We start from the raw sequence: 21,451 nt of genomic DNA, 5'->3' as shown, positions 1-21,451 counted from the left end.
CGAAGGAGAGCGTCGTGAGCCCAGCCGCCACCCACACATCCCCCCTGCCCGAGACCGAGGTCACGGCCATCGAAGGCGAGATCCAGGCGCTCCGCACCGGCGCGCGGGTGTGGTCCCGCCTCACCCTGGGGCAGCGGATCACCCTGCTCGACCGCGTCAGGGTGAGCGTCGGCGTCGTCGCCGAGGAGTGGGCGGACACCGCGGCCACCTCGAAGGGCCTGGGCCCGGGGCATCCGCTGCGGGGCGAGGAGTGGATGTCGGGTCCGTACGCGGTGCTCGGCGCCCTCGACGGGTACCTGCGGACGCTCCGCCGGCTGGCCCGCGGCGGCAGTCCGCTCGACGGGGTGCGGCTGGATGCGGCACCGGGAGGCCGAATCCGGGCCCATGTGTACCCGGCCACCGGAACCGACCGGTTGATGCTGTCGGGCTTCGCCGGCGAGATCTGGCTGCGACCGGACGTCACGGCGGCCGAGGCGGTCCGTCGCGCGGGTCTCGGCCAGCTGCACCCGGATGCGGACGCCGGTGTCGGGCTGGTCCTGGGAGCGGGGAACATCACCTCCATCCCGGTCCTCGACGTCCTCTACGAACTGCTCGCCGACAACCGGGTGTCGCTGTTGAAGGTGAACCCCACCCAAGACGCGCTGGTGCCGGTATTCGAGCGGGCGCTCGCGCCGCTCATCGAGCCCGGGTTCCTGCGCATCGTCCGCGGCGGCGGCGAGGTCGGCGCGTACCTCACCGGAAACGGTGCGTTCGAGCACGTGCACATCACCGGCTCGGCGGTCACGTTCGACGCCATCGTGTGGGGCAGCGGCGGTGCAGCGACCCGGCGGCGGCGCGAGGGGCGGCCACGCCTGAAGACCCCGATCACCGCGGAGCTCGGCGGGGTCTCGCCGAGCATCGTGGTGCCGGGACGCTGGACCGACGCGGACCTGCGCTACCAGGCCGAGCACATCGTCACGATGCGGCTGCACAACAGCGGCCACAACTGCATCGCCGGCCCGGTGGTGCTCCTGAGCGCCGACTGGGCGCAGCGGGAGCAGTTCCTCGCCGCGCTCCGCGACGCGTATGCGGCGGCGCCGGAGCGCCCGGTCTGGTACCCCCGCAGCGACGAGAAGCTCGCCGGCGCGGACGCCGACTACCCGGACGCGGAACGCGCCGGTGACGGCTCCCGCCGCCTGGTGGAGCTCGGCCCGGGTGAGGACGCGTCGGCCGTCGAGACCACGGAGTACTTCGCCCCGGTGCTCGGCGTGGTGGAGCTCCCGGGGCTCGGTCAGGAGTTCCTCGACACCGCGGTGGCGCACGCGAACGACCACCTCGCCGGCACGCTCGGCGCCAATGTCCTCATCGACCCGGTGACCGAGACCGCCCTCGGCGACGGATTCGACCGGGCGATCGCGGACCTCCGCTACGGCGGCATCGCGATCAACACCTGGACCGGGGTCGTGTTCGCCACGCCCGTGCTGTCGTGGGGAGCATTCCCCGGTGGCACCCTCGACGATGTCGGCAGCGGGATCGGCGTCGTCCACAACACGAGCCTGCTCGCCGACGTCGAGCGCTCGGTGCTGCGCGGGCCGTTCCGTCCCTTCCCGCGGGCTCTGACCGGCGGCCGGTTCACGGTGCTGCCGAAGCCGCCGTGGTTCGTCAGTTCGCGCACCGCGACGGCCGTCGGCGAAGGCCTCACCCGCTACCTCATCGACCGGAACCCGCTGGGACTCGCTGCGACCCTGACGAAGGCCATGGGCGCGTGAGGGCTCCGTCCCTCACCGCCGATTACGTGATCGTCGGCGCCGGGTCGGCGGGTGCCGCGCTGGCAGCACGGCTGAGCGAGGACCCGTCTACGACCGTGCTGCTGCTCGAGGCGGGCGGCCCCGACCGTGCACTGGAGTTGCACGTGCCGGCGGCGTTCTCGCGGCTGTTCCGCGGGCCGTACGACTGGAATTACGACACCGTGCCGCAACCCCAGCTGGATGGCCGCACCGTCTTCTGGCCACGGGGGAAGACGCTCGGCGGCTCGTCCTCGTTGAACGCCATGATGTGGATCCGAGGTTTCGCCGCCGATTATGACGAGTGGGCGGAGGTTGCCGGTGAGCGGTGGGGCTGGGACGCGCTGGTGCCGTACTTCCGCCGCGTCGAACGCACCGAGGATCCGGCCGACCCGACGCAGGGCACCGACGGACCGCAGTCGGTCGAGCATCAGCGCGACCCGCGCGCGCAGACGGCTGCCTTCCTTCAGGCCGCCCGGCAAGCCGGGTACGCCGTGACGGCCCCGAACCTGCCCCGCGGCCAAGGGTTCGCGCAGACCATGGTGACGCAGCGGCGCGGCTCCCGCGCCTCCACCGCGGACGCGTACCTCCGCCCCGCCCGGCGCCGCCGGAACCTCCGGGTCGTCACCGGCGCACACGTCCGCCGCGTCACGATCGAGGGCACCCGCGCCACCGGCGTGTACGTCGACATCGACGGCATCACCCGCCAGGCCGTCGCGACCCGCGAAGTGGTGCTCGCCGGTGGTGCGATCAACACTCCGCAGCTCCTGCTGCTCTCGGGCATCGGCCCCGCCGATCACCTGGCGGCCCACGGCATCCCGGTCCGCGTGGATGCGCCCGGGGTCGGAGCGAACCTGCAGGACCACCTGGTCGCGGGGCTCGCTCCCGCAGCCCACGGCGGCACCCTGTTCGGGGCGGAGGGGCGCGGCGAGCTCGTCCGTTTCCTGTCCCGCCGACGGGGGATGCTGACCTCCAACGTCGCGGAAGGCTACGGCTTTGTCCGCACCGATGTCGCCGATCGGGTCGGTGCACCCGCCGACCTGCCGGACATCGAGATCATCTTCGCCGCGGCGCCCTACGTCGGGGAGGGTCTCATCCCACTGCCGGCGGAAGGCCTGACCGTGGGCGCCATCCTGCTGCGTCCCGCATCTCGTGGCACCATCCGGCTCGCGTCCGTCGACCCGTACGCGAAGCCGCTCATCGACCCGGCATACCTGAGCGATCCCGCCGGGACCGACCGGGCGACCCTGGAGGCGGGCCTCCGCGTCTGCCTCGGGCTGCTGCAGACCGATGCCCTGAAGGCGGTGACCACCGGCGGATGGGTGCAGCCCGCGGGAGGCGAGCACATGTCGGCGGAGGAACTCATCGACACGTCCATCCGCCGCTACGCGCATACCCTGTACCACCCGGTGGGGACGGCGCGGATGGGCACGGATGCGGAGTCCGTCGTCGATCCCGAGCTCCGCGTGCGAGGCGTCGAGGGCCTCCGGGTCGCGGACGCCTCGGTCATCCCCACCGTCATCCGCGGGCACACGAACGCACCCGCGATCGTCATCGGCGAGGTCGCCGCCGATCTCCTCCGGGGCCACTGACCCCTCCCCCCACGCGCGAGTGGGCAGTTATGGCGGGTTCGGGGGCCTCCGAAGTCGCCACAAGCGCCCACTCGCGCGGCGGGTCGCTCAGATCTGCGCGAACCGATCGGTGGCGGCACGGAGGGCGGCGGCGATACCGGGTTCGCTCGCGGAATGCCCCGCATCCGGGACGACCACGAGGTCGGCCTCGGGCCAGGCGCGATGCAGATCCCAGGCGGTCATGATCGGTGTGCACACGTCGTAGCGGCCCTGCACGATGACGCCCGGGATGTGCCGGATGCGGCCGGCATCCTCGATCAGCTGCCCCTCGCGCAGCCATCCCCCGTGCGCGAAGTAGTGGTTCTCGATCCGTGCGAACGCGGTCGCCTTGTCCGGGTCGCTCATGGCGGCGACAGTGTCGGGGTCCGGACGCAACGTGATCGTCGACGCCTCCCAGGTCGTCCAGGCGAGGGCCGCGGGCCGGTGCACGGCAGGATCGGGGTCGAACAGCCGCCGGTGGTACGCGTCGATGAGGTGCGCCCGCTCCAGCACCGGGATCACCGCGAGGTAGTCCTCCCACCGGTCGGGGAACAATGCCGACGCCCCGCCCTCGTAGAACCATTCCAGCTCGTGTTGGCGCAGCGTGAAGATGCCCCGCAGCACCAGCTCGGTGACGTGCTCGGGGTGCGCCTGCGCATAGGCGAGCGCCAGGGTGCTCCCCCACGAGCCGCCGAACACCTGCCACGCGTCGATGCCGAGGTTCCGGCGCAGCAGCTCGATGTCGGCAACCAGGTGCCAGGTGGTGTTGTGGGTGAGGTCCGCGTCCGGTTCCCCCGCATGCGGGGTGCTCCGCCCGCAGCCGCGCTGGTCGAACAGCACAATCCGGTAGCGTTCCGGGTCGAAGAAACGCCGGTGCCACGGGCTCGTGCCGCCGCCCGGACCGCCGTGCAGGAACACGACGGGCTTGCCGTCGGGGTTGCCGGACTGCTCCCAGGAGAGCCGGTGCCCGTCCCCGACCAGCAGCATTCCCGTCTCATACGGTTCGATGGGCGGGTATAACACCCCGTCGAGTTCGCTCACCGTCATAGGCTCACGGTACTGCGCGCGGCGCGTACGGCCGGGATCTGGGGCGGCTGTGACGTCGGAGCGCCTGCCCGGGGAGTCGGAAAGAAAGGACGCAGCGATGGAGAACCTCATCATCGTCGTGCTCGGCGTGGTGTTGATCGTCGCCGTCACCGGCCTCGGCCGGCGCATCAACATCGCCGCGCCCCTCGTGCTCGTCGCGATCGGGCTCGTCCTGGCGGCCACCCCGTTCATCCCCGACATCCCGGAGATCGATCCGGAGTGGATCCTCGTCGGAATCCTGCCGCCGCTGCTGTACTCGTCCGCGGTGAATCTGCCCGCGGTGGAGTTCCGTCGCGACTTCACCCCGATCGCGGGGCTCTCGGTGTTGCTGGTGGTGCTGAGTTCGCTCATCCTGGGGCTCTTCTTCACCTGGGCGATCCCGGATCTGCCGTTCCCGGTGGGGGTGGCGCTGGGGGCGATCCTGAGCCCGACGGATGCGGTGGCCACCGGGATCGTCAAGCGCATGGGCATCTCCCCGCGGGTGGTGACGATGCTGGAGGGCGAGAGCCTCCTCAATGACGCCACCGCGCTGGTGCTGCTGCGCACCGCGACGATCGCCATCGCCGGCGCGTTCTCCTGGGGCCTGACGATCGGCACGTTCGCGTGGGGCGTGCTCCTGGCCCTCATCATCGGATCCATCGTCGGCTGGCTGAACCTCCGCGTCCGCGTCTGGATCGGCAACTCGGCCGCGAACACGGCGCTGAGTTTCGCCGTGCCGTTCATCGCGTACATCCCCACCGAGGAGCTCGGCGGCTCCGGCCTGGTGGCGGCGGTGGTCGCCGGGATCGTCACCGGGCAGGGTGCGGCCCGCTGGTTCACGCCGGAGCAGCGCCTCTCGGACACCCTCAACTGGCGGACGATCGAGCTCATCCTCGAGGGCGGGGTGTTCCTCGTGATGGGCCTCGAACTCACCGACGTCGTCACCCGGAACCTCGCCGAGCACGACGGCCTGTGGCACGGCACCTGGCTGGCGCTGTCGGCGCTCGGCATCGTGCTGGTCGTCCGGGCGATCTACGTGACGGCCGTCATCTGGGGGCAGGGCCGGCGGGCCAGACGGTTCACGCACGAAGACATCCATCGGATGGGCGAGCGGTTGGATGCGGTGGAGCGGGGCGACGTGCCGGTGCGCGGACGCGGCGACCCCGCGCACACGATCCGCCGGGTCGCGGGCATCCGGCAGCGTCTGTCCCGCATGGCCGCGGACCTCGACTACTACCGGGAGTCGCCGCTGGGGTGGAAGCACGGCACCCTGATCGTCTGGGCGGGCATGCGAGGCGTGGTCACGTTGGCGGCGGCGCAGACACTGCCGACCGACACACAGCATCGACCGCTGCTCATCTTCGTCGCGTTCCTCGTCGCGATCATCAGCCTGCTGCTCCAGGGGCTCACGCTGCCGGCAGTGGTGCGGCTGCTGCGGTTCCGCACCGAGGACCGGGACGATGAGGGTGACGGCACGGACGAGGGCGACCGCGTCCAGGACGAGCTGCGCGAGGCCGCCGCAGCGGCGCTGCGCGAACCCGGACTGACCCGCCGGAACGGCGCCCCGTTCGATACCGTGCTGGTCCGGCACGCGGGCGCCCGGCTCACCGAACCACCGGACGCCGACGCCGGAGTGGGCGCACTGCAGATGCTGGAGCTCCGGGTCATGATGATCGAGGTGATGCGTCGGCGCCTGGTCGATCTCACCGCCACCGGCCGCTACAGCACCGCGACCCTGCGGCGCACGCTCGCGCAGCTCGACGCCGACCAGCTCAGCCTCGAGCTGAAGATCGCCGGCGACACGGACGAGTAGTCCCGCGCGTGCGGACAGGGGAGAATGGTGAGCAGGACGAGGGAGGCGAGATGACGGAGCACGTGCACACGGCACCCGAGGGACCGGATGCCGCCGCGACCAGCCCCATCGACCTGCACCACGATGCGTCAACCTGCGTCAAGTGCTTCCACGAGCTGGAGCGGGACCGGGACTGGTGGCGGGCACGGCCGGCCGGCTCTCGCCTCGTGGGGATCGTCGTGAATCGCGACGACATGCCGTCGGTGGTCGAGCAGCGGGAGCAGCTCGCGCGCTTCGGCGTGCCGATCCACGGCTTCCGCCACCCGTCGCCGGTGACCCTGGAGTCGTGGGAGCAGCGGCTGACGCAGCTGTTCGGGACGCTCGGGACCGGCGACGTGGTCGTCGTCACCAATGTGCACGCCCTCGGCCGCGACCTCGAGGAGGAGACCCGCACGGTCTCCGAGCTGCAGCGGCGCGGCGTGGTGGTGAAGGTCCTCGGCCACGGCGCCCGGCACCTCTTCGACGCCGGACGCTGACGCCCTACGCCGCGGCGGCTCCCCCGCGCCAGCATCCTTCGACGTGGTCGTCCACCATGCCGGCGGACTGCATCAGCGCGTACATCGTGGTGGGCCCGACGAACCGGAACCCCCGGCCGCGGAGGGCCTTGCTCATCGCGGAGGACTCGGGTGTCACCGCGGGAACCTCCGCGAAGGTCACCGGGCGGGGGCGAGCGGGCGGGGCGAACGACCACAGCAGGGCGTCGAGTTCGCCGGGCGCCATCGCCTGGACCAGCGCCGCATTGCCGATCGTGGCGAGGATCTTCGCGCGGTTGCGAATGATGCCCGCATCCGCCATCAGCCGTTCGACGTCTGCGTCGTCGAAGGCCGCCACGAGGGCCGGGTCGAACCCGGCGAACACCTCGCGGAACCGGGGACGCTTGCGCAGGATCGTGATCCAGCTGAGCCCCGCCTGAAACCCCTCGAGACTCATCTTCTCGAACAGTGCTCGATCGCCGTGGAGCGGCGTTCCCCACTCCTCGTCGTGATAGCGCAGGTACTCCGGGTCTGCTCCCGCCCACGCGCAGCGGGCACGCCCGTCCGGTCCGATCAGCAGTTCGCTCATCCGCACACCCTACGGCCGGCGGCCGACAGCGCTCAGGCGTTTCGTCTCGCTGCGCTCGCTCAACGACCGAGTCGAAACCCGCGACGCTACTTCTTCGACTTCTTGTGCAGGGTCTTCTCCGACACGGGAGCCTTGCCCGACGCCTTCAGTTCCGCGAAGTACGCGGCGGCCTCATCCTGACGCGCCTGCTCGGCACCCGAGGCGATGGGGGCGCGCACATGCTCCGGCTCGAAGCCCCACGCGTCGACGAGGTCCTGCGCGTGGGGGCGCAGCCGCAGGCACAGCCGGTCGATGTACCGCGACACGGCTCCGGCACGCTGTGCGGAGAGACGTCCGTGGATGAGGTACCAGGCGAGGTGCTTCTCGATGAGAGCAAGACCGAAGAGATCGCGCACCCAGGTGAGCACCTGCAGTGTGCCGTCGTCGCCGACCTTGTGGAGGGCGTCGGTGAACGCCTCCCACTGCAGCAGCTCGCCGTGGGCTCTGGCCGCCTCGATGAGCTCCGCCTGGTTCTCGTTGAACACGGCGGCAGCGTCCTCGGGCGACATCTTGGCCGCCGGCCGCATCCGGGTCGCGATGTCCGACACCATTTGCTGCACCCGGTCGGCGAGCAGCTCGTGCTGCTGGTCTTCCCGGAGCCCCAGTTCGACCGACCGCGCCGTGGAACCGAAGTCCGCGACGGTCTGCCCGAGACGACGCAGGCCCGCGCCGTGGAACACCTTGCCCGCGGTCTGGCCGACCGCGTACCGGGCGAGCTTGGCCGCATCCGCGCCCTTGAACTGCTTGGCGAAGTCGCCGAGAAGGCGCTTGCCGACCAGCTGCAGCAGGATGTTGTTGTCTCCCTCGAAGGTGGCGTAGACGTCGAGGTCGGAGTGCAGGCCCACCAGACGGTTCTCGGCGAGGAAGCCGGATCCGCCGCACGCCTCACGGCAGTCCTGGATCGTGTCGAGCGCGTTCCAGGTGCTCAGCGGCTTCAGCGCGGCGGCGAGAGTCTCGAGGTCCTCGCGCTCCTCGGGGGTGTCGGTGCGGCCGCTGAAGACGCCGTCGAACTTCTTCAGGAACTCGTCGTGCGCGAACGCCTGCGCGTACGCGGTCGCGATCCGCGGCAGGAGGCGTCGCTGGTGCTTGCCGTAGTCCAGCAGCACGACCTCCGGGGTGCCTGAGCCGGAGTCGAACTGCCGGCGCTGGTTCGCGTAGGTGGTGGCGATGTAGACCGCGAGAGCGGATGCGGTGGTCGCGGCGCCGTCGAGCGAGATCCGGCCCTGCACCAGCGCGCCGAGCATCGTGAAGAAGCGGCGGCCGGGGCTGGCGATCTCGCTGGAGTAGCTGCCGTCGGCGGCGACGTCGCCGTAGCGGTTCAGCAGGTTCACCCGCGGCACACGCACCTGATCGAAGTGCAGCCGGCCGTTGTCGATGCCGTTGAGGCCGCCCTTGACGCCGTCGTCCTCGCCGCCGACACCGGGGAGGAAGTTCCCCGCCTCGTCGCGGATGGGCACGAAGAAGCAGTGCACGCCGTAGTTCACGCCGCCTGTGATGAGCTGCGCGAACACCGTCGCCGCCCGGCCGTGCACCGCGGCATTGCCGAGGTAGTCCTTCCAGGCTCCGCGGAACGGGGTGTGGATGACGAACTCTTCGGTGTCAGGGTCGTAGGTCGCCGTCGTGCCGATCGCGGCGACGTCGGAGCCATGACCGGTCTCGGTCATCGCGAAGGCACCGGGGAGCTTCAGCTCCGCGACGTCTCTCAGCCACTTGTCGTGGTGAGGCTTGGTACCCAGCTGCTGGATCGCCGCGCCGAACAGGCCCCACTGCACCCCGGCCTTGATCTGGAGGCTCGGGTCGGCGAGGACGAGCTCTTCGAACCCGGCGATGTTGGCGCCGTTGTTGTTCGCGCCGCCGTATTCCACCGGGTAGGCCCGCGCCGAGGCGCCGCTGTCGACGAGGAGCTGCAGCTGGCCCATCACGCGCTCGCGGTGGTCCTCGACGCTGAGCCCGTCGATGCGCCAGAACGCGGGGTCCTTGATCATCGCGCGCGCCTCGCGGCGGGTGTCCGCCCAGGTGCCGAGCAGCATGTCGGTGACCGCGTCGACGTCGATGCGCGGTTCGGATGCCTCGGCCGCGCTGTGCGGGGCAGTCGGGGCGCCGCCGGCGGGCGTGCGCGTGCTGGTGGCGGGCTTACGGGAGCGGATGACGGCGTCGGCCATGACCTCACCTTTCGGCGTATCGGACGGAAGAAATCATTGTTGACCGTAGGACTCCCACAAGGTGAACCCAACTCGGTTGGCGTCTCTCGACAAGAACGACGGACGGCGTGGGTGTCGCGGATTGTGCGCAGTCCACAGCCGCGCCGCGGTCGGAGCGCGGCCGGTGCCTCCCGCATCCGGGCTCGCCCCTGCCGGCATGTCCCATTTTCTGTCGTTATGGGCGGCTCATTCCGGCAGGAAATGGGACATGTTCTGCAGAAAGTGGGACATGCCGTCGGAGGAGGTGGCGGACACGACGCGGCCGGGGGCGAAGCCGGGCCGGCAGCCGACGTGTGACCTCGGTCAGTTGGCGGCGACGACCTCGAGCACGGCCTCACCGTAGGCCTCGCGCTTCTTCGCCCCGATGCCGCTGATGCCGTCGAGGTCGGCGAGCCGCGTCGGACGCACCGCGGCGAGCGCCCGCAGAGTCGCGTCACCGAACACGATGTACGCCGGGACCCCCTGCTCGCGCGCGGTGGCGGCACGCCAGGTGCGCAGCGCCTCGAACAGGCCACGGTCGCCCTCGGGCACGTCGGCGGATGCGGCGGCCTTCCGGGTGCGCGGCACGCTGACGCGCCCCATGACGTCGTGGCGGAGCGGCACGGGGGTGTCGCCGCGGAGGACGCCGGCGGCGGCCTCGCCGAGCGCCAGGGTGCCGTAGTCACCCTGCGCGACGAGGATGCCCCGGGCCAGCAGCTGCCGGACGACGCTGCGCCAGTCCTGGTCGCTGAGGTCGGCGCCGAGCCCGTAGGTGGAGAGCTCGCTGTGGCGGTGCTGGCGGATGCGGTCGGTGTCGGCACCGCGGAGGATGTCGATGAGGTGGCCGGCGCCGAACGCCTGCCCGCGCTCGCGCTGCAGCCGCACGATGGTCGACAGCAGCTTCTGCGCGGGCACGAGGCCGTCGAAGGTCTCGGGCGCCGTGAGGCACGTGTCGCAGTTCCCGCACGGGCCGGATTCCTGCCCGAAGTAGCCGAGCAGGTTCTGCCGGCGGCAGGCCACCGTCTCGCACAGCGCCAGCATCGCGTCCAGGTGCTGACCGAGCCGCATCTTGAACGTGCGATCGCCGGGGCTCTGGTCGATGAGCCGCCGCTGCTGCACGACGTCGCCCAGGCCGTACGCCATCCAGGCGACGGCCGGTTCGCCGTCACGTCCGGCGCGACCGGTCTCCTGGTAGTAGCCCTCGACCGATTTGGGCAGGTCGATGTGGGCGACGAACCGCACGTCGGGCTTGTCGATGCCCATGCCGAACGCGATGGTGGCGACCATCACCACGCCGTCGTCTCGCAGGAACCGGCTCTGGTTGGCCGCCCGAACCTCGGCGGGAAGGCCCGCGTGGTACGGCAGCGCGTCGATGCCCTGGGTCGCCAGGTATGCCGCCGTCTGCTCGACGCTCTTGCGGCTCAGGGCGTAGACGATGCCGGCGGCACCCTCGGGCTGCGACCGGATGAATGCGGTGAGCTGCCGGCGCGGGTCGACCTTCGGGTCGATGCGGTACTGGATGTTGGGCCGGTCGAAGCTCGCGACGAAGTGCCGGGCATCGGGCAGCCGCAGCCGTTCGCCGATCTCGCGGTGCGTCTCATGCGTCGCGGTCGCGGTGAGCGCCATCCGAGGCACACCGGGGAAGTCGTCGGCGAGGTCGCCGAGCTGCAGGTAGTCGGGGCGGAAGTCGTGGCCCCACTGCGACACGCAGTGGGCCTCGTCGATCGCGATGACGCTGAGGCGCCCCCGCCGCAGCAGCGCCTTGGTCGTGCCGAGGTTCAGCCGCTCGGGGGCGACGTAGAGCAGGTCCAGGTCGCCGGCGAGGAAGTCGCGTTCGGTGGCCTGGCGCTCCGCGGCGGACTGGGTCGAGTTGAGGTAGGCGGCGCTCACGCCGTTCGCCCGGAGTGCGTCGACCTGGTCGTGCATCAGGGCGATGAGCGGGCTCACGACGAGCCCGGTGCCCTCCCGGACCAGCGCCGGCACCTGGTAGGTCACGCTCTTGCCGGCGCCCGTGGGCATCAGCACGACGGCGTCACCACCGCCGATCACATGGGCGACGATCTCGGCCTGGTCACCCCGGAAGGCGTCGTAGCCGTACACCTCGGCGAGCACGGCGGTCGCGTCAGCGCCGGTGTGGATGCGGCGGGGCGGGGCCGACGGTGCGGCGGGGCCGGATGGGGTGGTCGCAGGCCTCGACGAGGGACCAGCCGCACCGGCGTCGGACGGCGGCAGCCACTCGTCTTCCGGCGCCCAGTCATCCGGTGCCCAGTCGTCCGGCGGAACCCAGCCGTCGGGGAGCTCGTCGAACCCCAGGCCGTCCTGCGAGGAAACCGGGGGCTGCGACGTCATCCTCCCAGCGTAACGACCGCTGCTGACAGTCAGCGCTGTGCACACCACCGCTCGGCGAGCGCGGTGACCACCGAAAGATTGCGGTTGGTCGCGGTGCCGAGGAGTTTCGCGGCACGCAGCGGATCGACCACGCCGTCCTGGTATCCGGGGCGGAGCAGCGCGTGGGCGGCCCGGCCGCGGACGATCATCTCGCCCGCCTCGCCGCTCGTCGCCTCAACCTCACCGGCGGCCGCCGGTGACAGCTCCTCGGCGAGCAGGTACACGTAGTGGCGGGCGAGTCCCGGGCGCTCCGCGGAGAGCTCCTGCGCGTCGCGGGCGATGCGGGCGAACTCGTCGGCCGAGAAGACGATCGTGGGCACGTCGAAACCGCGATCCGCCCGGTACGCGCGCTCGAGCGCCTGCGCGACCCGGGTCGGCGATCGCATGGTCGACTGCAGCCGCACGTTGCCGGTGTTCAGGTGGGTGGTGACCCCGCCGAACCCGGCGGCCTCGGTGGCGGCGACGATGGCCGCTTTGGGGAACACCCGCGTGCGGCCCAGGTTGATCGCGCGGAGGAACGCGAGGTAGGTGGTCATCGCCTCAGTCTGCCCCGGGGAACGACGCCTTGAGCTGCACGATGCGGCGGGCGGCCGCATCCACCTGGGCGGCGAAGGCCGGGTCGGTGCGGGCGGCCTGCAGCACGGCGTCGTACATCTCGGGGAACACGGCAGGGTCGGCCGAGACGAGGAGCAGATCGACGCCCGCCCGCACCGCGAGCACGGCTCGCTCCCCCGGGGTCCAGCGCGCCACCTGTGCGGTCGCAGAGAGGTCGTCGGTCATGACGACGCCGTCGAACCGCAGGTCGCGGCGCAGCAGATCCGTGACGATCACGGAGGAGAAGGCCGCGGGCGCAGACGGGTCGATCTGCGCGTACACGGCGGTCGACATCATGACCACGCCCTGCCCCTGGGCGAGGAGGGTCCGGTACACGTCCACATCGGGCGCGGCGGCCGTCACGACCGTGTCGACGACATCGGCCGAGTAGTCGGTGTTCGCGGTGGTGCGCCCGAGGCCCGGGAAATGCTTGAAGGTCGGCAGGATGCCCGCCACCCGCATTCCCTGCGCGAACGCCCCCGCGCACGAGGAGACGGATGCGGCGTCGAAGCCGTACTCGCGGTTCAGCCGGCCGATCGGCGGATTCTGCCGCGCGGTCTCGGGACTCGTCACGATGTCGACGACCGGCGCGAGGTTCATGGTGACGCCGGCGGCGGCCAGCTGGCCTCCCCAGCGGAGCGCGGCGGTACGGATCGGGCCGCATCCGCCCTGCGCCTGGGTGAGCGCGCTCGGGATGCCCTCGAATCCGGGACCCGACAGCACCTGCACATCGCCGCCCTCCTGGTCCGTCGCGACCCACAGCGGCGGCGCGGTCGGGGCGACGAGGCCGGTGAACTGCGCGACCAGCCCGGCGGTCGCGTCGATGCCTGCCGTGGAGCGCCCGTGGAGGAACACCCCGCCCGCGTGACGGTCCGCGACCGCGGACAGCGTGGCGGGGTCGGCGCCGTCGACCGCGGTGCCCACCATGAACAGCTGTCCGACCCGGTCTTCCAGGGTCATGCCCGCGATCGGGTCGGTGGGTGTCGGGCTCGGGGTGGGCGTCGCCGTGGCGGTGGGCGGGCTCGGGGTGGGCGCGGGCTCGGCGGCGCAGCCGGCGGCGGCCGCGAGCACCGCCGTGGCCAGCACCGCCAGCATCCCTCCGCGCACCCGCATCCTCCCAGTCTCGCGGGTGCGGACGGGCTGCGGGAGCGGATGTGGATGGCTCGGGCTATAGCCGGATCGCCTCGAGCACCCGCACGATCGCTGCACCCTGCTCCGCCGACGCCTCGAGGTCGACTTCGGCGCGGATGCGCCAGTCGTGGTCGCCGGCGGGGTCGTCGATGATCTGCTCCACCCGCCATATGCCTTCAGCGGCATTCGTCTCGTCGATGACGCAGAGGGCAGGGGAACGGGCCGCGCCGCCGGTGAGGATCTCATCGTGATCGGCGTAGTACGCGTCGAGTACTGCGGGCCAGTCGATGTCGGGGTCGAGGGCGACGAGGTCGTCGTCTCGCTGCCGGGCGGCGAGCTGCACTCGGCGGAAAAGCTCGTTGCGGACGAGCACCGTGAACGCGCGCCGGTTCATCACGACGGAGGGCGGCGCCGGCGGCACGACGATCTCGCCCTCGGCGGCGGGGTTGATGAGCGACTCCCACTCGTCGACGAGGCTGGAGTCCACCTGCCGCACCAGCTCGCCGAGCCATTCGATGAGGTCGAGCAGTTGCGGCGTGCGGGCCTCGGCGGGGACGGTCTGCCGGATGGCCCGGTAGGCGTCGCTGAGATATCGCAGCACGAGTCCCTCGCTGCGGCCGAGCTGATACCACGACACGAATTCGGCGAACGAGAACGCCTGCTCGAACATGTCGCGGACGACGGATTTCGGGCGCAGCTCGTAGTCGCGCACCCACGGCTGACTCGACGCGAACGTCTCGAACGCCTGCGTCAGGAGGTCCGCGAGCGGCTTCGGGTAGGTGATGTCGTCGAGCGCCGCCATCCGCTCGTCGTAGTCGAGGCCCTCCCGCTTCATGGCACCGACCGCTTCGCCGCGCGCCTTGTATTCCTGCTGGCTGAGGATGGCGCGGGGGTCGTCGAGCGTCGCCTCGATGACGCTCACCACGTCGAGGGCGTAGTGCCCGGTCCCGACGGCGCCGGGAGCCTCGTCCGGGTCGAGCAGGCCGATGGCGGCGAGCGCAAACGGCGACAGTGGCTGGTTGAGTGCGAAGTCTCGCTGCAGGTCCACCGTCAACCGGATGCGCGTGGGTGCATCCGGGATGACCTCGACGATGCCCGCGGCGCGGAGGGTGCGGAAGATTGCGAGGGCACGGCGGGCGAGCTCATATCGCCGGGCCCGCGGCTCGTGATTGTCGAAGACGAGCGAGCGGACGTTGCCGAAGACATCACCGCCGCGGGCGATGACGTTGATGAGCATGGCCGAGGTCAGCTGCAGGTGCGGCACCAGCGGTTCGGGCACCGCATCCCGGAGCCGCTCATACGACCCCTCGGCCCAATTGACGACCCCAGTGGGCGCCTTCTTGCGGACGATCTTCTTGCGTTTGGCCGCGTCGTCGCCGGCCCTGGCGAGGGCGACCGCGTTCTCGATCTCCCACTCCGGCGCCATGACGACGACGTTCCCGTGCGGGTCGTAGCCCGCGCGCCCGGCGCGCCCGGCTACCTGATGGAACTCGCGCGCACTGAGCTGGCGCATCTTGACGCCGTCGTACTTCGACAGTGCCGTGATGACGACGCTGCGGATCGGCACGTTGATCCCGACCCCGAGGGTGTCGGTGCCGCAGATGACCCGCAGCAGCCCCCGTTGCGCGAGCGTCTCGACGAGCCGCCGGTAGCGCGGCAGCATGCCGGCGTGATGCACGCCGATGCCCGCTCGCACCAGGCGGGACAGGGTCTTGCCGAACCCGGTGGTGAACCGGAAGCCGCCGATGGCGTCGGCGATCTCGTCCCGCTGGCTTCGGCTGGCGATCTGCACGCTGCCGAGGGCTTGGGCCCGCTCGAGGGCCTGCGCCTGCGAGAAGTGGACGATGTAGATCGGCGCCTCGCGCTCGTCGAGGAGGGACGCGACGACCTCGTGCACCGGGCGCCGCTCGTAGGAGAAGTGCAGCGGCACCGGCCGGTCGACGCCGGTCACCTCGACGGTCTGCCTTCCGGTGCGCCGACGGAGGTCCTCGGCGATGGTCGTGGTGTCACCGAGAGTGGCGGACATCAGCAGGAACTGCGCACGGTGCAGGATCAGCAGCGGCACCTGCCACGCCCAGCCGCGGTCCGGGTCGCCGTAGAAGTGGAACTCGTCCATCACGACCTGGTCGACGTCGGCGTCGGGGCCCTCGCGGAGGGCGAGGTTCGCGAGGATCTCCGCGGTGCAGCAGATGATCGGAGCATCGGGATTCACCGAGGAGTCCCCGGTGATCATGCCGACACTCTCCGGGCCGAAGATGTCGACCAGAGCGAAGAACTTCTCGCTGACCAGGGCCTTGATGGGGGCGGTGTAGTAGGTGCGGCCGCCGGTGGCGAGGGATGCGGCGTGCGCGGCGACCGCGACGAGCGACTTGCCGGAGCCGGTCGGGGTGGACAGGATCACGTTCGCCCCGGAGACGAGTTCGATGACCGCCTCGTCCTGGGCCGGGTACAGGGTCAGGCCCCGATCGGTGGCCCATGCCAGGAAGGCGTCGTACACCGCATCCGGGTCGGAGCCGGCGGCACGGGCGCGTTCGAGCAGGGAGGTCACTTGTTCGAGTCTGCCTGATCCGGGCCGTGCCGGGGCGCGGGAAGCGGCGTACGCTGCGGAACAGCGGAGCGGGCGGCGGCGTTGCGGCCTGCGAGGGGTGGCCGACTGAGGCTCACACGGGACGAGGGGACGAGCAATGAGCGACGACGAGACGATCCGGGTCGACCGCCAGGACGCGGAGCATCGCTACCGCATCCGGGTGGGGGACGTGACCGCCGGTTTCACCGAGTTCCGCCAGGATGGGACGCGGCTGCGGTTCGTGCACACCCTGATCGATCCCGCGTTCGGCGGTCGGGGACTGGCGACGACGCTGGTGGCGGCTGCCATGGCGGATGTCGCGGCGCGCGGCGAAGAGGTCGTGCCGCTCTGCCCGTTCGTCGCGAAGTACCTGCGCTCGCACGAGGTCGACGGTCTCGTGGTCGACTGGCCGGCCGAGCAGAACGCGGTGTGATGACCCGGTTCGACGCGGAGGTCGACGCGGTGACCGAGCACCCGGTCGGCGGGGACGGCATCCGTTCGGTCCGGCTGGAGTCCCGCGACGTGCCGCTCGGGGGCCTCCGGGGGATGGAGGTGCACCGGGCGCTGCCGCAACGGGATCTGCCCATGGTGGGGGCGTGGGGCTTCCTCGACCGGTTCGGGCCGCAGACGACACGGATGCGGGTGGAACCGCATCCGCACGTCGGACTGCAGACGGTGACCTGGCCGTTGGTGGGCGAGATGCGTCACCGGGACGCCCTCGGCAGCGACGTGCTGATCACCCGGGGTCAGCTGAACCTGATGACGAGCGGCGCGGGCATTTCGCACAGCGAGTACTCGCTGACCGAGGAACCGATACCGCTCGACGCACTGCAGCTGTGGGTCGCACTCCCGGAGAGCCGCCGTCACGGCCCGGGGGCGTTCGAGCAGCACACCGCCCTCCCGATCGTGGAACTCACCGCGGAGCACGGCGCAGCCGGCGACGCGGTCGTCGTGCTCGGTGAGTTCGCCGGAGTCTCGTCCCCTGCGCGGGCGTACACCCCGATCGTCGGCGCCGAGGTGCACGTGCCCGCGGGAGCGACGGTGCGACTGCCGCTGCATCCGGAGTGGGAGTACGCGCTGGTCGGCGTCGCCGGGCAGGTGAGCGTCGCCGACGCGGATGCGGTGGATCCCCTGCAGCTTCTTTACCTCGGCCAGGGGCGGGATGCGGTGCGGGTGCACTCCGCATCCGGCGCGACGCTGTTTCTGCTCGGCGGCGAACCGTTCGAGGACGACATCGTGATGTGGTGGAACTTCGTCGGCCGCAGCCACGACGAGATCGTCACCGCCCGCGACGAGTGGGAGGCGGGGTCCGCGCGGTTCGGCCATGTGATCGGCCACGGCGCCGAGCGGGTGCCCGCGCCGCCCCTCCCCGGGGTTCGACTCACGCAGCGCCGCCGCCGCCTCTGACCGCGCCGCCCCATCCGCCCTCTACGCCGCGAGACCACATCCGCCGCGCGAGACGACATCCAGATGGATGTGGTCTCGGCGAACGGATGTGGTCTCGGCGAGGTGTGCGTTACTTACGGCCGGTGATCTGGCGCGCGACGATGTCGCGCATGATCTCGTTCGTCCCGCCGTAGATGCGGTGCACGCGCGCGTCGAGGAACGCCCGGGCGATGGGGTACTCGGTGATGTACCCGTACCCACCGTGCAGCTGCACGCCGGTGTCGAGCAACTCCCACTCGCGGTCGGTCGCCCAGTACTTGACCTTGGCGGCCTCGTCCGCGGTGAGCTTCTTGTCCTTGTAGAGCATCATCGCGCGGTCGATGTACGCCCACATCACGTCCACCGTGGTGGCCATGTCGGCGAGCTTGAACCGGGTGTTCTGGAAGTCCGCGATCGGCTGACCGAACGCCTCACGACTCAGCGTGTAGTCGCGCGTCCACACGAACGCGGCCTCACCGGCGGCCGCAGCGGCGACGCCGATCGAGAGGCGCTCAAGCGGAAGGTTCATCATCAGCTGGATGAAGCCGTGGCCCTCAACGCCGCCGATGAGGTTCTCTTCGGGCACGAAGACGTCGGTGAACGACATCTCCGCGGTGTCCCAGCCGTGGAAGCCCATCTTCTCGAGCTTCTTGCCGTGGTCGAAGCCCGCCATGCCATCCTCGAGGATGACCAGGCTGAAGGCATCGGGGCGGTTGCCCTCCCCCGTCTTGACGAAGGTGACGACGATGTCGGCGGTCTTCCCGGACGAGATGAACGTCTTGGCGCCGTTGACGAGGTAGCCGCCGTCGACCTTCTTCGCGGTCGTCTTGATTCCACGCAGGTCGCTCCCGGTGCCGGGCTCGGTCATGGCGAGCGCGCCGAGGATCTCACCGGTGGCCATGCGGGGAAGCCACTTCTCCTTCTGCGCCTGGGTACCCATGTGGGCGATGTAGGGCACCGCGAGGTCGTCCTGGATGCCGAGAGCACCGGCCAGCGAGCCGAGGCCCGCCCCGATGACCTCCTCGAGCACGACCGACCGGAACCGGTAATCCTGCAGCATCCCGGCGCCGCCGAACTCCTCCGGCACGGACAGGCCGATGATGCCGGCCTCGCCTGCGGCCAGCACCGTCGCGCGGTCGACCTCACCGTCGACCTCCCACTGCCGGCGCTTGTCCTCGGTGGCGTAACGCTTGATGAATTCCTTCACGACGTCGCGGAACGCTTCGTGGTCCTCGTCGTAGATGTCGCGCTCCATGGTGCGCCGTCCTTTCCTCTCCGCGGTGCGGGGTATCGAGGCGACGGTGCCGATCGTGCGGCCGCGTCGCCGCGAAAGATTCTAGGCGGCGCAGTCGTGCGGAGCACGCTGCCTGTGGGATCGCATCGCATGCACCGTGGGACTGAGTGCCGCCTTTGTGGGATGCCTCCCATTGCGGCGGCGGTGCCGCGTCCGCGGCTCAGTCGCAGTGCAGGTATCGCCCGCCGAGGATGCCGGTCGACCGTTCCACGGCCACGGCCACACTCGTCGCGGATGTCGTGCCGTAGGCCGACTCCTTCGCCTCGATGACGAGGGCGTGCGTGCCGGGGTGTGCACACTTGCTGCTCAGTCGGCATAGTCGGGCTTTCCGGCTCAGTCGGCGTAGTCGGGGGCGGCCGGAAGGCCGAAGAATTCCTCGAGGGAATGCCAGCTGCCGTCGTGATAGGCGCGGGCCAGCTCGGGACCCAGGAACCTCAGGTGCCACGGCTCGGCCTTGTACCCGGTGACGTCGGTGGCGCCGGCTTCGTAACGGATGACGAAGCCGTATTCCCAGGCGTGCTCAGCCACCCATGCGCCCTGCGATGAGGCCGCGAAACCGTCGAGGTCGCCGCATCCGTCGTCGCAGGCGACCAGATCGACGGTGATCCCGGTCTGGTGCTCGCTGTAGCCCGGGCGGGCGCTCTCGAGATCGGCGAGTTCCTGGCCGTCCGCGCCCACGTGCTGCGCATAGGTGCTGCGCTGGGTCGTGTACGAGCGGTAGCCACTGAGCATGGCCACCTCGCCGGCGCCCGCCGCCCGGGCGCCGTCCGCGAGCGCGCCGAGCGCGTCGGCCGCGTCCTGGCGGAGGTTGCCGCCGTTCAGCGACGGCACGCTCGCCGGGACGACGAGGGAGGAGGGCTCGGCGTCGACCGGGTCGAGCGGGCGCAGCTTGTCGACGACGACCCACCGCCGCGACGCGTCCGACAGCGAGATGCAGGGTGCCGCGCCGCTCACCACCGCGGCGCGGAACGCCTCCCCACCCCCGGCCGCGACGATCACTGCCTCGTCATCACCGGCGGCGAGCGCGGCACGTACCGCGTCCTCGCCGCAGACCCCCTCGGTGACGGCGAACTGCGGGACGGGCAACGAGGTCGCGAGGGGAGGACGGGCAGCACTGTCATCCCCCGTCGGACCCGACGCGGCACCCGACAGGATGCGTGGCAGCGCCACGAGGAGCACCACGAGGAGGAAGACGACCGCGACCACGAGACCTGTGCGCGAGGCGCGTGGCGGAGCCGGGTGCGCATTCGCGGCGGCGGCCGCGTGTGCGGCGCGCCGCGGACCGGGCTCGGGGGTGGTCACCGTCCCATTGTGTCCCGTGGGCGCGCGGGGGAAACCGGATAGAACATCTGTTCCCCTCAGATCTTGACGAAAGATGGAATCTTTGTTCTCCTTAAAACATGAGGTGGCAAGGTCAACGGATCGGCGAAGCGGATGCGGCCGCGCTGCCCGGGTTGGAACGGCTGGACGGGCTGGTGCGGAGCGTCACGACGCCGGAGTTCGCCGGGATCACCTTCCATGAGGTGACCTGTCACTCCGCGCTGAACCATGTGCCGAGTGCGTCGCCGATGCCGTTCGATTGGACGGTGAACCCCTATCGGGGCTGCAGTCATGCCTGCACCTACTGCTTCGCCCGAGGCACGCACACCTACCTCGACCTCGACGCCGGCCGCGACTTCGATTCGCAGGTGGTGGTGAAGGTCAACGTGGCCGAGGTGCTCGCTCACGAGGTGCGCCGGGGCACCTGGGGCCGTGAACACGTCGCCCTGGGCACCAACACCGACCCGTATCAGCGCGCCGAGGGCCGATACCGGCTGATGCCCGGGGTCATCGACGCACTCGCCTCCTCCGGCACACCCTTCTCGGTGCTCACCAAAGGGACGCTGCTCCGCCGCGATCTCCCGCTCCTGCGCGCCGCACGGGAGGACGTCCCGGTCTCACTGGCGATGTCGATCGCGGTGTTCGACGACGAGCTGCAGCGGACCATCGAGCCGGGGACGCCGTCCGCACAGGCGCGACTCGACACCGTTCGTGCCGCGACCGAGGCCGGCTTCCACGTCACGGTCTTCCTCATGCCGGTGATCCCCCATCTCACCGACTCGATCGCGGCGCTCGACGACGCGCTGCGGCGGATCAAGGATGCGGGGGCGGTGCGCGTCATCTACGGGGCCCTGCATCTGCGCCCCGGGGTCAAGCAGTGGTTCCTGCAGTGGCTGTCCCGCGAGCATCCCGAACTCATATCGTCGTACCGCGAGCTCTACCCGGGCGCGGCGGTCCAGGCGCCGAAGCCGTACCGGCAGTGGCTGGCGCGCCGCATCCGTCCGCTCCTGCGCCTGCACGGACTCGACGGGCAGGCCGAGGAAGAGCCGGTGCCGGCGCGACCCGCGGCCCCGGACCGGGCGGCTGTCGCCCGCGCGGCCGCGGCATCGGTGCGGGACACCGGTCCGCAGCCGCGCCTGTTCTGACCCTCGGGCGCGGCCGT

General features: G+C 71.0%; 16 protein-coding genes. 7 read left to right on the top strand and 9 right to left on the bottom strand.

Annotated features, from left to right (window positions below; all coding sequences use genetic code 11):
- The first annotated feature begins 14 nt into the window (after nt 1–14).
- Together NT132_RS03335 and NT132_RS03330 are read left to right on the top strand one after the other, a co-directional pair.
- The gene (locus tag NT132_RS03335) at nt 15–1,748 is read left to right on the top strand and encodes an aldehyde dehydrogenase family protein (RefSeq protein ID WP_297784741.1); all 1,734 of its coding nucleotides are present in this window, start codon (nt 15–17) and stop codon (nt 1,746–1,748) included.
- Entirely contained in the window at nt 1,745–3,355 is a 1,611-nt protein-coding gene (locus NT132_RS03330; protein WP_297784738.1) for a GMC family oxidoreductase N-terminal domain-containing protein, read from the top strand. Before NT132_RS03335 ends, NT132_RS03330 begins: the two co-directional genes overlap by 4 nt.
- A gap of 87 nt (nt 3,356–3,442) precedes the next feature.
- On the opposite strand, the gene pip is transcribed toward NT132_RS03330, so the two are convergent.
- Entirely contained in the window at nt 3,443–4,420 is a 978-nt protein-coding gene (gene pip / locus NT132_RS03325) for a prolyl aminopeptidase (protein ID WP_297784735.1), read from the bottom strand.
- A gap of 97 nt (nt 4,421–4,517) precedes the next feature.
- Between pip and NT132_RS03320 the strand changes: the two genes are divergently transcribed.
- The gene (locus tag NT132_RS03320; RefSeq protein WP_297784731.1) at nt 4,518–6,251 is read left to right on the top strand and encodes a sodium:proton antiporter; all 1,734 of its coding nucleotides are present in this window, start codon (nt 4,518–4,520) and stop codon (nt 6,249–6,251) included.
- 50 nt (nt 6,252–6,301) lie between these two features.
- On the top strand, nt 6,302–6,766 hold the full coding sequence (locus NT132_RS03315; RefSeq protein ID WP_297784727.1) for a recombinase family protein: 465 nt from the start codon (nt 6,302–6,304) through the stop codon (nt 6,764–6,766).
- Between the two features lie 4 nt (nt 6,767–6,770).
- Here the strand turns inward: NT132_RS03315 and NT132_RS03310 are convergent, their stop codons facing one another.
- From NT132_RS03310 to NT132_RS03285, 6 genes are all read right to left on the bottom strand, one after another.
- Nucleotides 6,771–7,352 carry a DNA-3-methyladenine glycosylase I gene (locus NT132_RS03310; RefSeq protein ID WP_297784723.1) on the bottom strand — a complete coding sequence of 194 codons (582 nt, stop codon included), beginning with the start codon at nt 7,350–7,352 and terminating at the stop codon, nt 6,771–6,773.
- Nucleotides 7,353–7,438: 86 nt separating this feature from the next.
- Nucleotides 7,439–9,553 carry an acyl-CoA dehydrogenase gene (locus NT132_RS03305; RefSeq protein WP_297784720.1) on the bottom strand — a complete coding sequence of 705 codons (2,115 nt, stop codon included), beginning with the start codon at nt 9,551–9,553 and terminating at the stop codon, nt 7,439–7,441.
- 342 nt (nt 9,554–9,895) lie between these two features.
- A complete protein-coding gene (gene recQ, locus NT132_RS03300) occupies nt 9,896–11,920 on the bottom strand; it encodes a DNA helicase RecQ (RefSeq protein WP_297784717.1) in 2,025 nt (674 codons plus the stop codon).
- Nucleotides 11,921–11,949: 29 nt separating this feature from the next.
- Nucleotides 11,950–12,495 carry a DUF1697 domain-containing protein gene (locus tag NT132_RS03295; protein WP_297784714.1) on the bottom strand — a complete coding sequence of 182 codons (546 nt, stop codon included), beginning with the start codon at nt 12,493–12,495 and terminating at the stop codon, nt 11,950–11,952.
- A gap of 4 nt (nt 12,496–12,499) precedes the next feature.
- Nucleotides 12,500–13,666 carry a glycoside hydrolase family 3 N-terminal domain-containing protein gene (locus NT132_RS03290; protein WP_297784711.1) on the bottom strand — a complete coding sequence of 389 codons (1,167 nt, stop codon included), beginning with the start codon at nt 13,664–13,666 and terminating at the stop codon, nt 12,500–12,502.
- Nucleotides 13,667–13,721: 55 nt separating this feature from the next.
- Nucleotides 13,722–16,232, bottom strand: coding sequence for an RNA helicase (locus NT132_RS03285; protein ID WP_297784708.1), 2,511 nt, complete (start codon nt 16,230–16,232; stop codon nt 13,722–13,724).
- A 136-nt stretch (nt 16,233–16,368) separates the two neighbouring features.
- Between NT132_RS03285 and NT132_RS03280 the strand changes: the two genes are divergently transcribed.
- Nucleotides 16,369–16,683: a GNAT family N-acetyltransferase gene (locus NT132_RS03280; RefSeq protein ID WP_297784704.1), complete on the top strand. Its 315-nt coding sequence runs from the start codon at nt 16,369–16,371 to the stop codon at nt 16,681–16,683.
- Nucleotides 16,683–17,657: a pirin family protein gene (locus NT132_RS03275; protein WP_297784701.1), complete on the top strand. Its 975-nt coding sequence runs from the start codon at nt 16,683–16,685 to the stop codon at nt 17,655–17,657. Before NT132_RS03280 ends, NT132_RS03275 begins: the two co-directional genes overlap by 1 nt.
- A 109-nt stretch (nt 17,658–17,766) precedes the next feature.
- Here the strand turns inward: NT132_RS03275 and NT132_RS03270 are convergent, their stop codons facing one another.
- Together NT132_RS03270 and NT132_RS03265 are read right to left on the bottom strand one after the other, a co-directional pair.
- The gene (locus tag NT132_RS03270) at nt 17,767–18,930 is read right to left on the bottom strand and encodes an acyl-CoA dehydrogenase family protein (protein ID WP_297784697.1); all 1,164 of its coding nucleotides are present in this window, start codon (nt 18,928–18,930) and stop codon (nt 17,767–17,769) included.
- A gap of 372 nt (nt 18,931–19,302) precedes the next feature.
- Nucleotides 19,303–20,271 carry a M15 family metallopeptidase gene (locus tag NT132_RS03265; protein WP_297784694.1) on the bottom strand — a complete coding sequence of 323 codons (969 nt, stop codon included), beginning with the start codon at nt 20,269–20,271 and terminating at the stop codon, nt 19,303–19,305.
- Nucleotides 20,272–20,369: 98 nt separating this feature from the next.
- Here NT132_RS03265 and NT132_RS03260 point away from each other — a divergent pair, with 98 nt between their 5' ends.
- Nucleotides 20,370–21,434: an Rv2578c family radical SAM protein gene (locus NT132_RS03260; protein ID WP_297784692.1), complete on the top strand. Its 1,065-nt coding sequence runs from the start codon at nt 20,370–20,372 to the stop codon at nt 21,432–21,434.
- Nucleotides 21,435–21,451 lie beyond the last annotated feature (17 nt).

The sequence above is a fragment of the Microbacterium sp. genome (genome assembly GCF_026393345.1).
In the GTDB taxonomy this organism is placed as follows: domain Bacteria; phylum Actinomycetota; class Actinomycetes; order Actinomycetales; family Microbacteriaceae; genus Microbacterium.
This window is presented reverse-complemented; position numbering and strand designations above follow the sequence as displayed.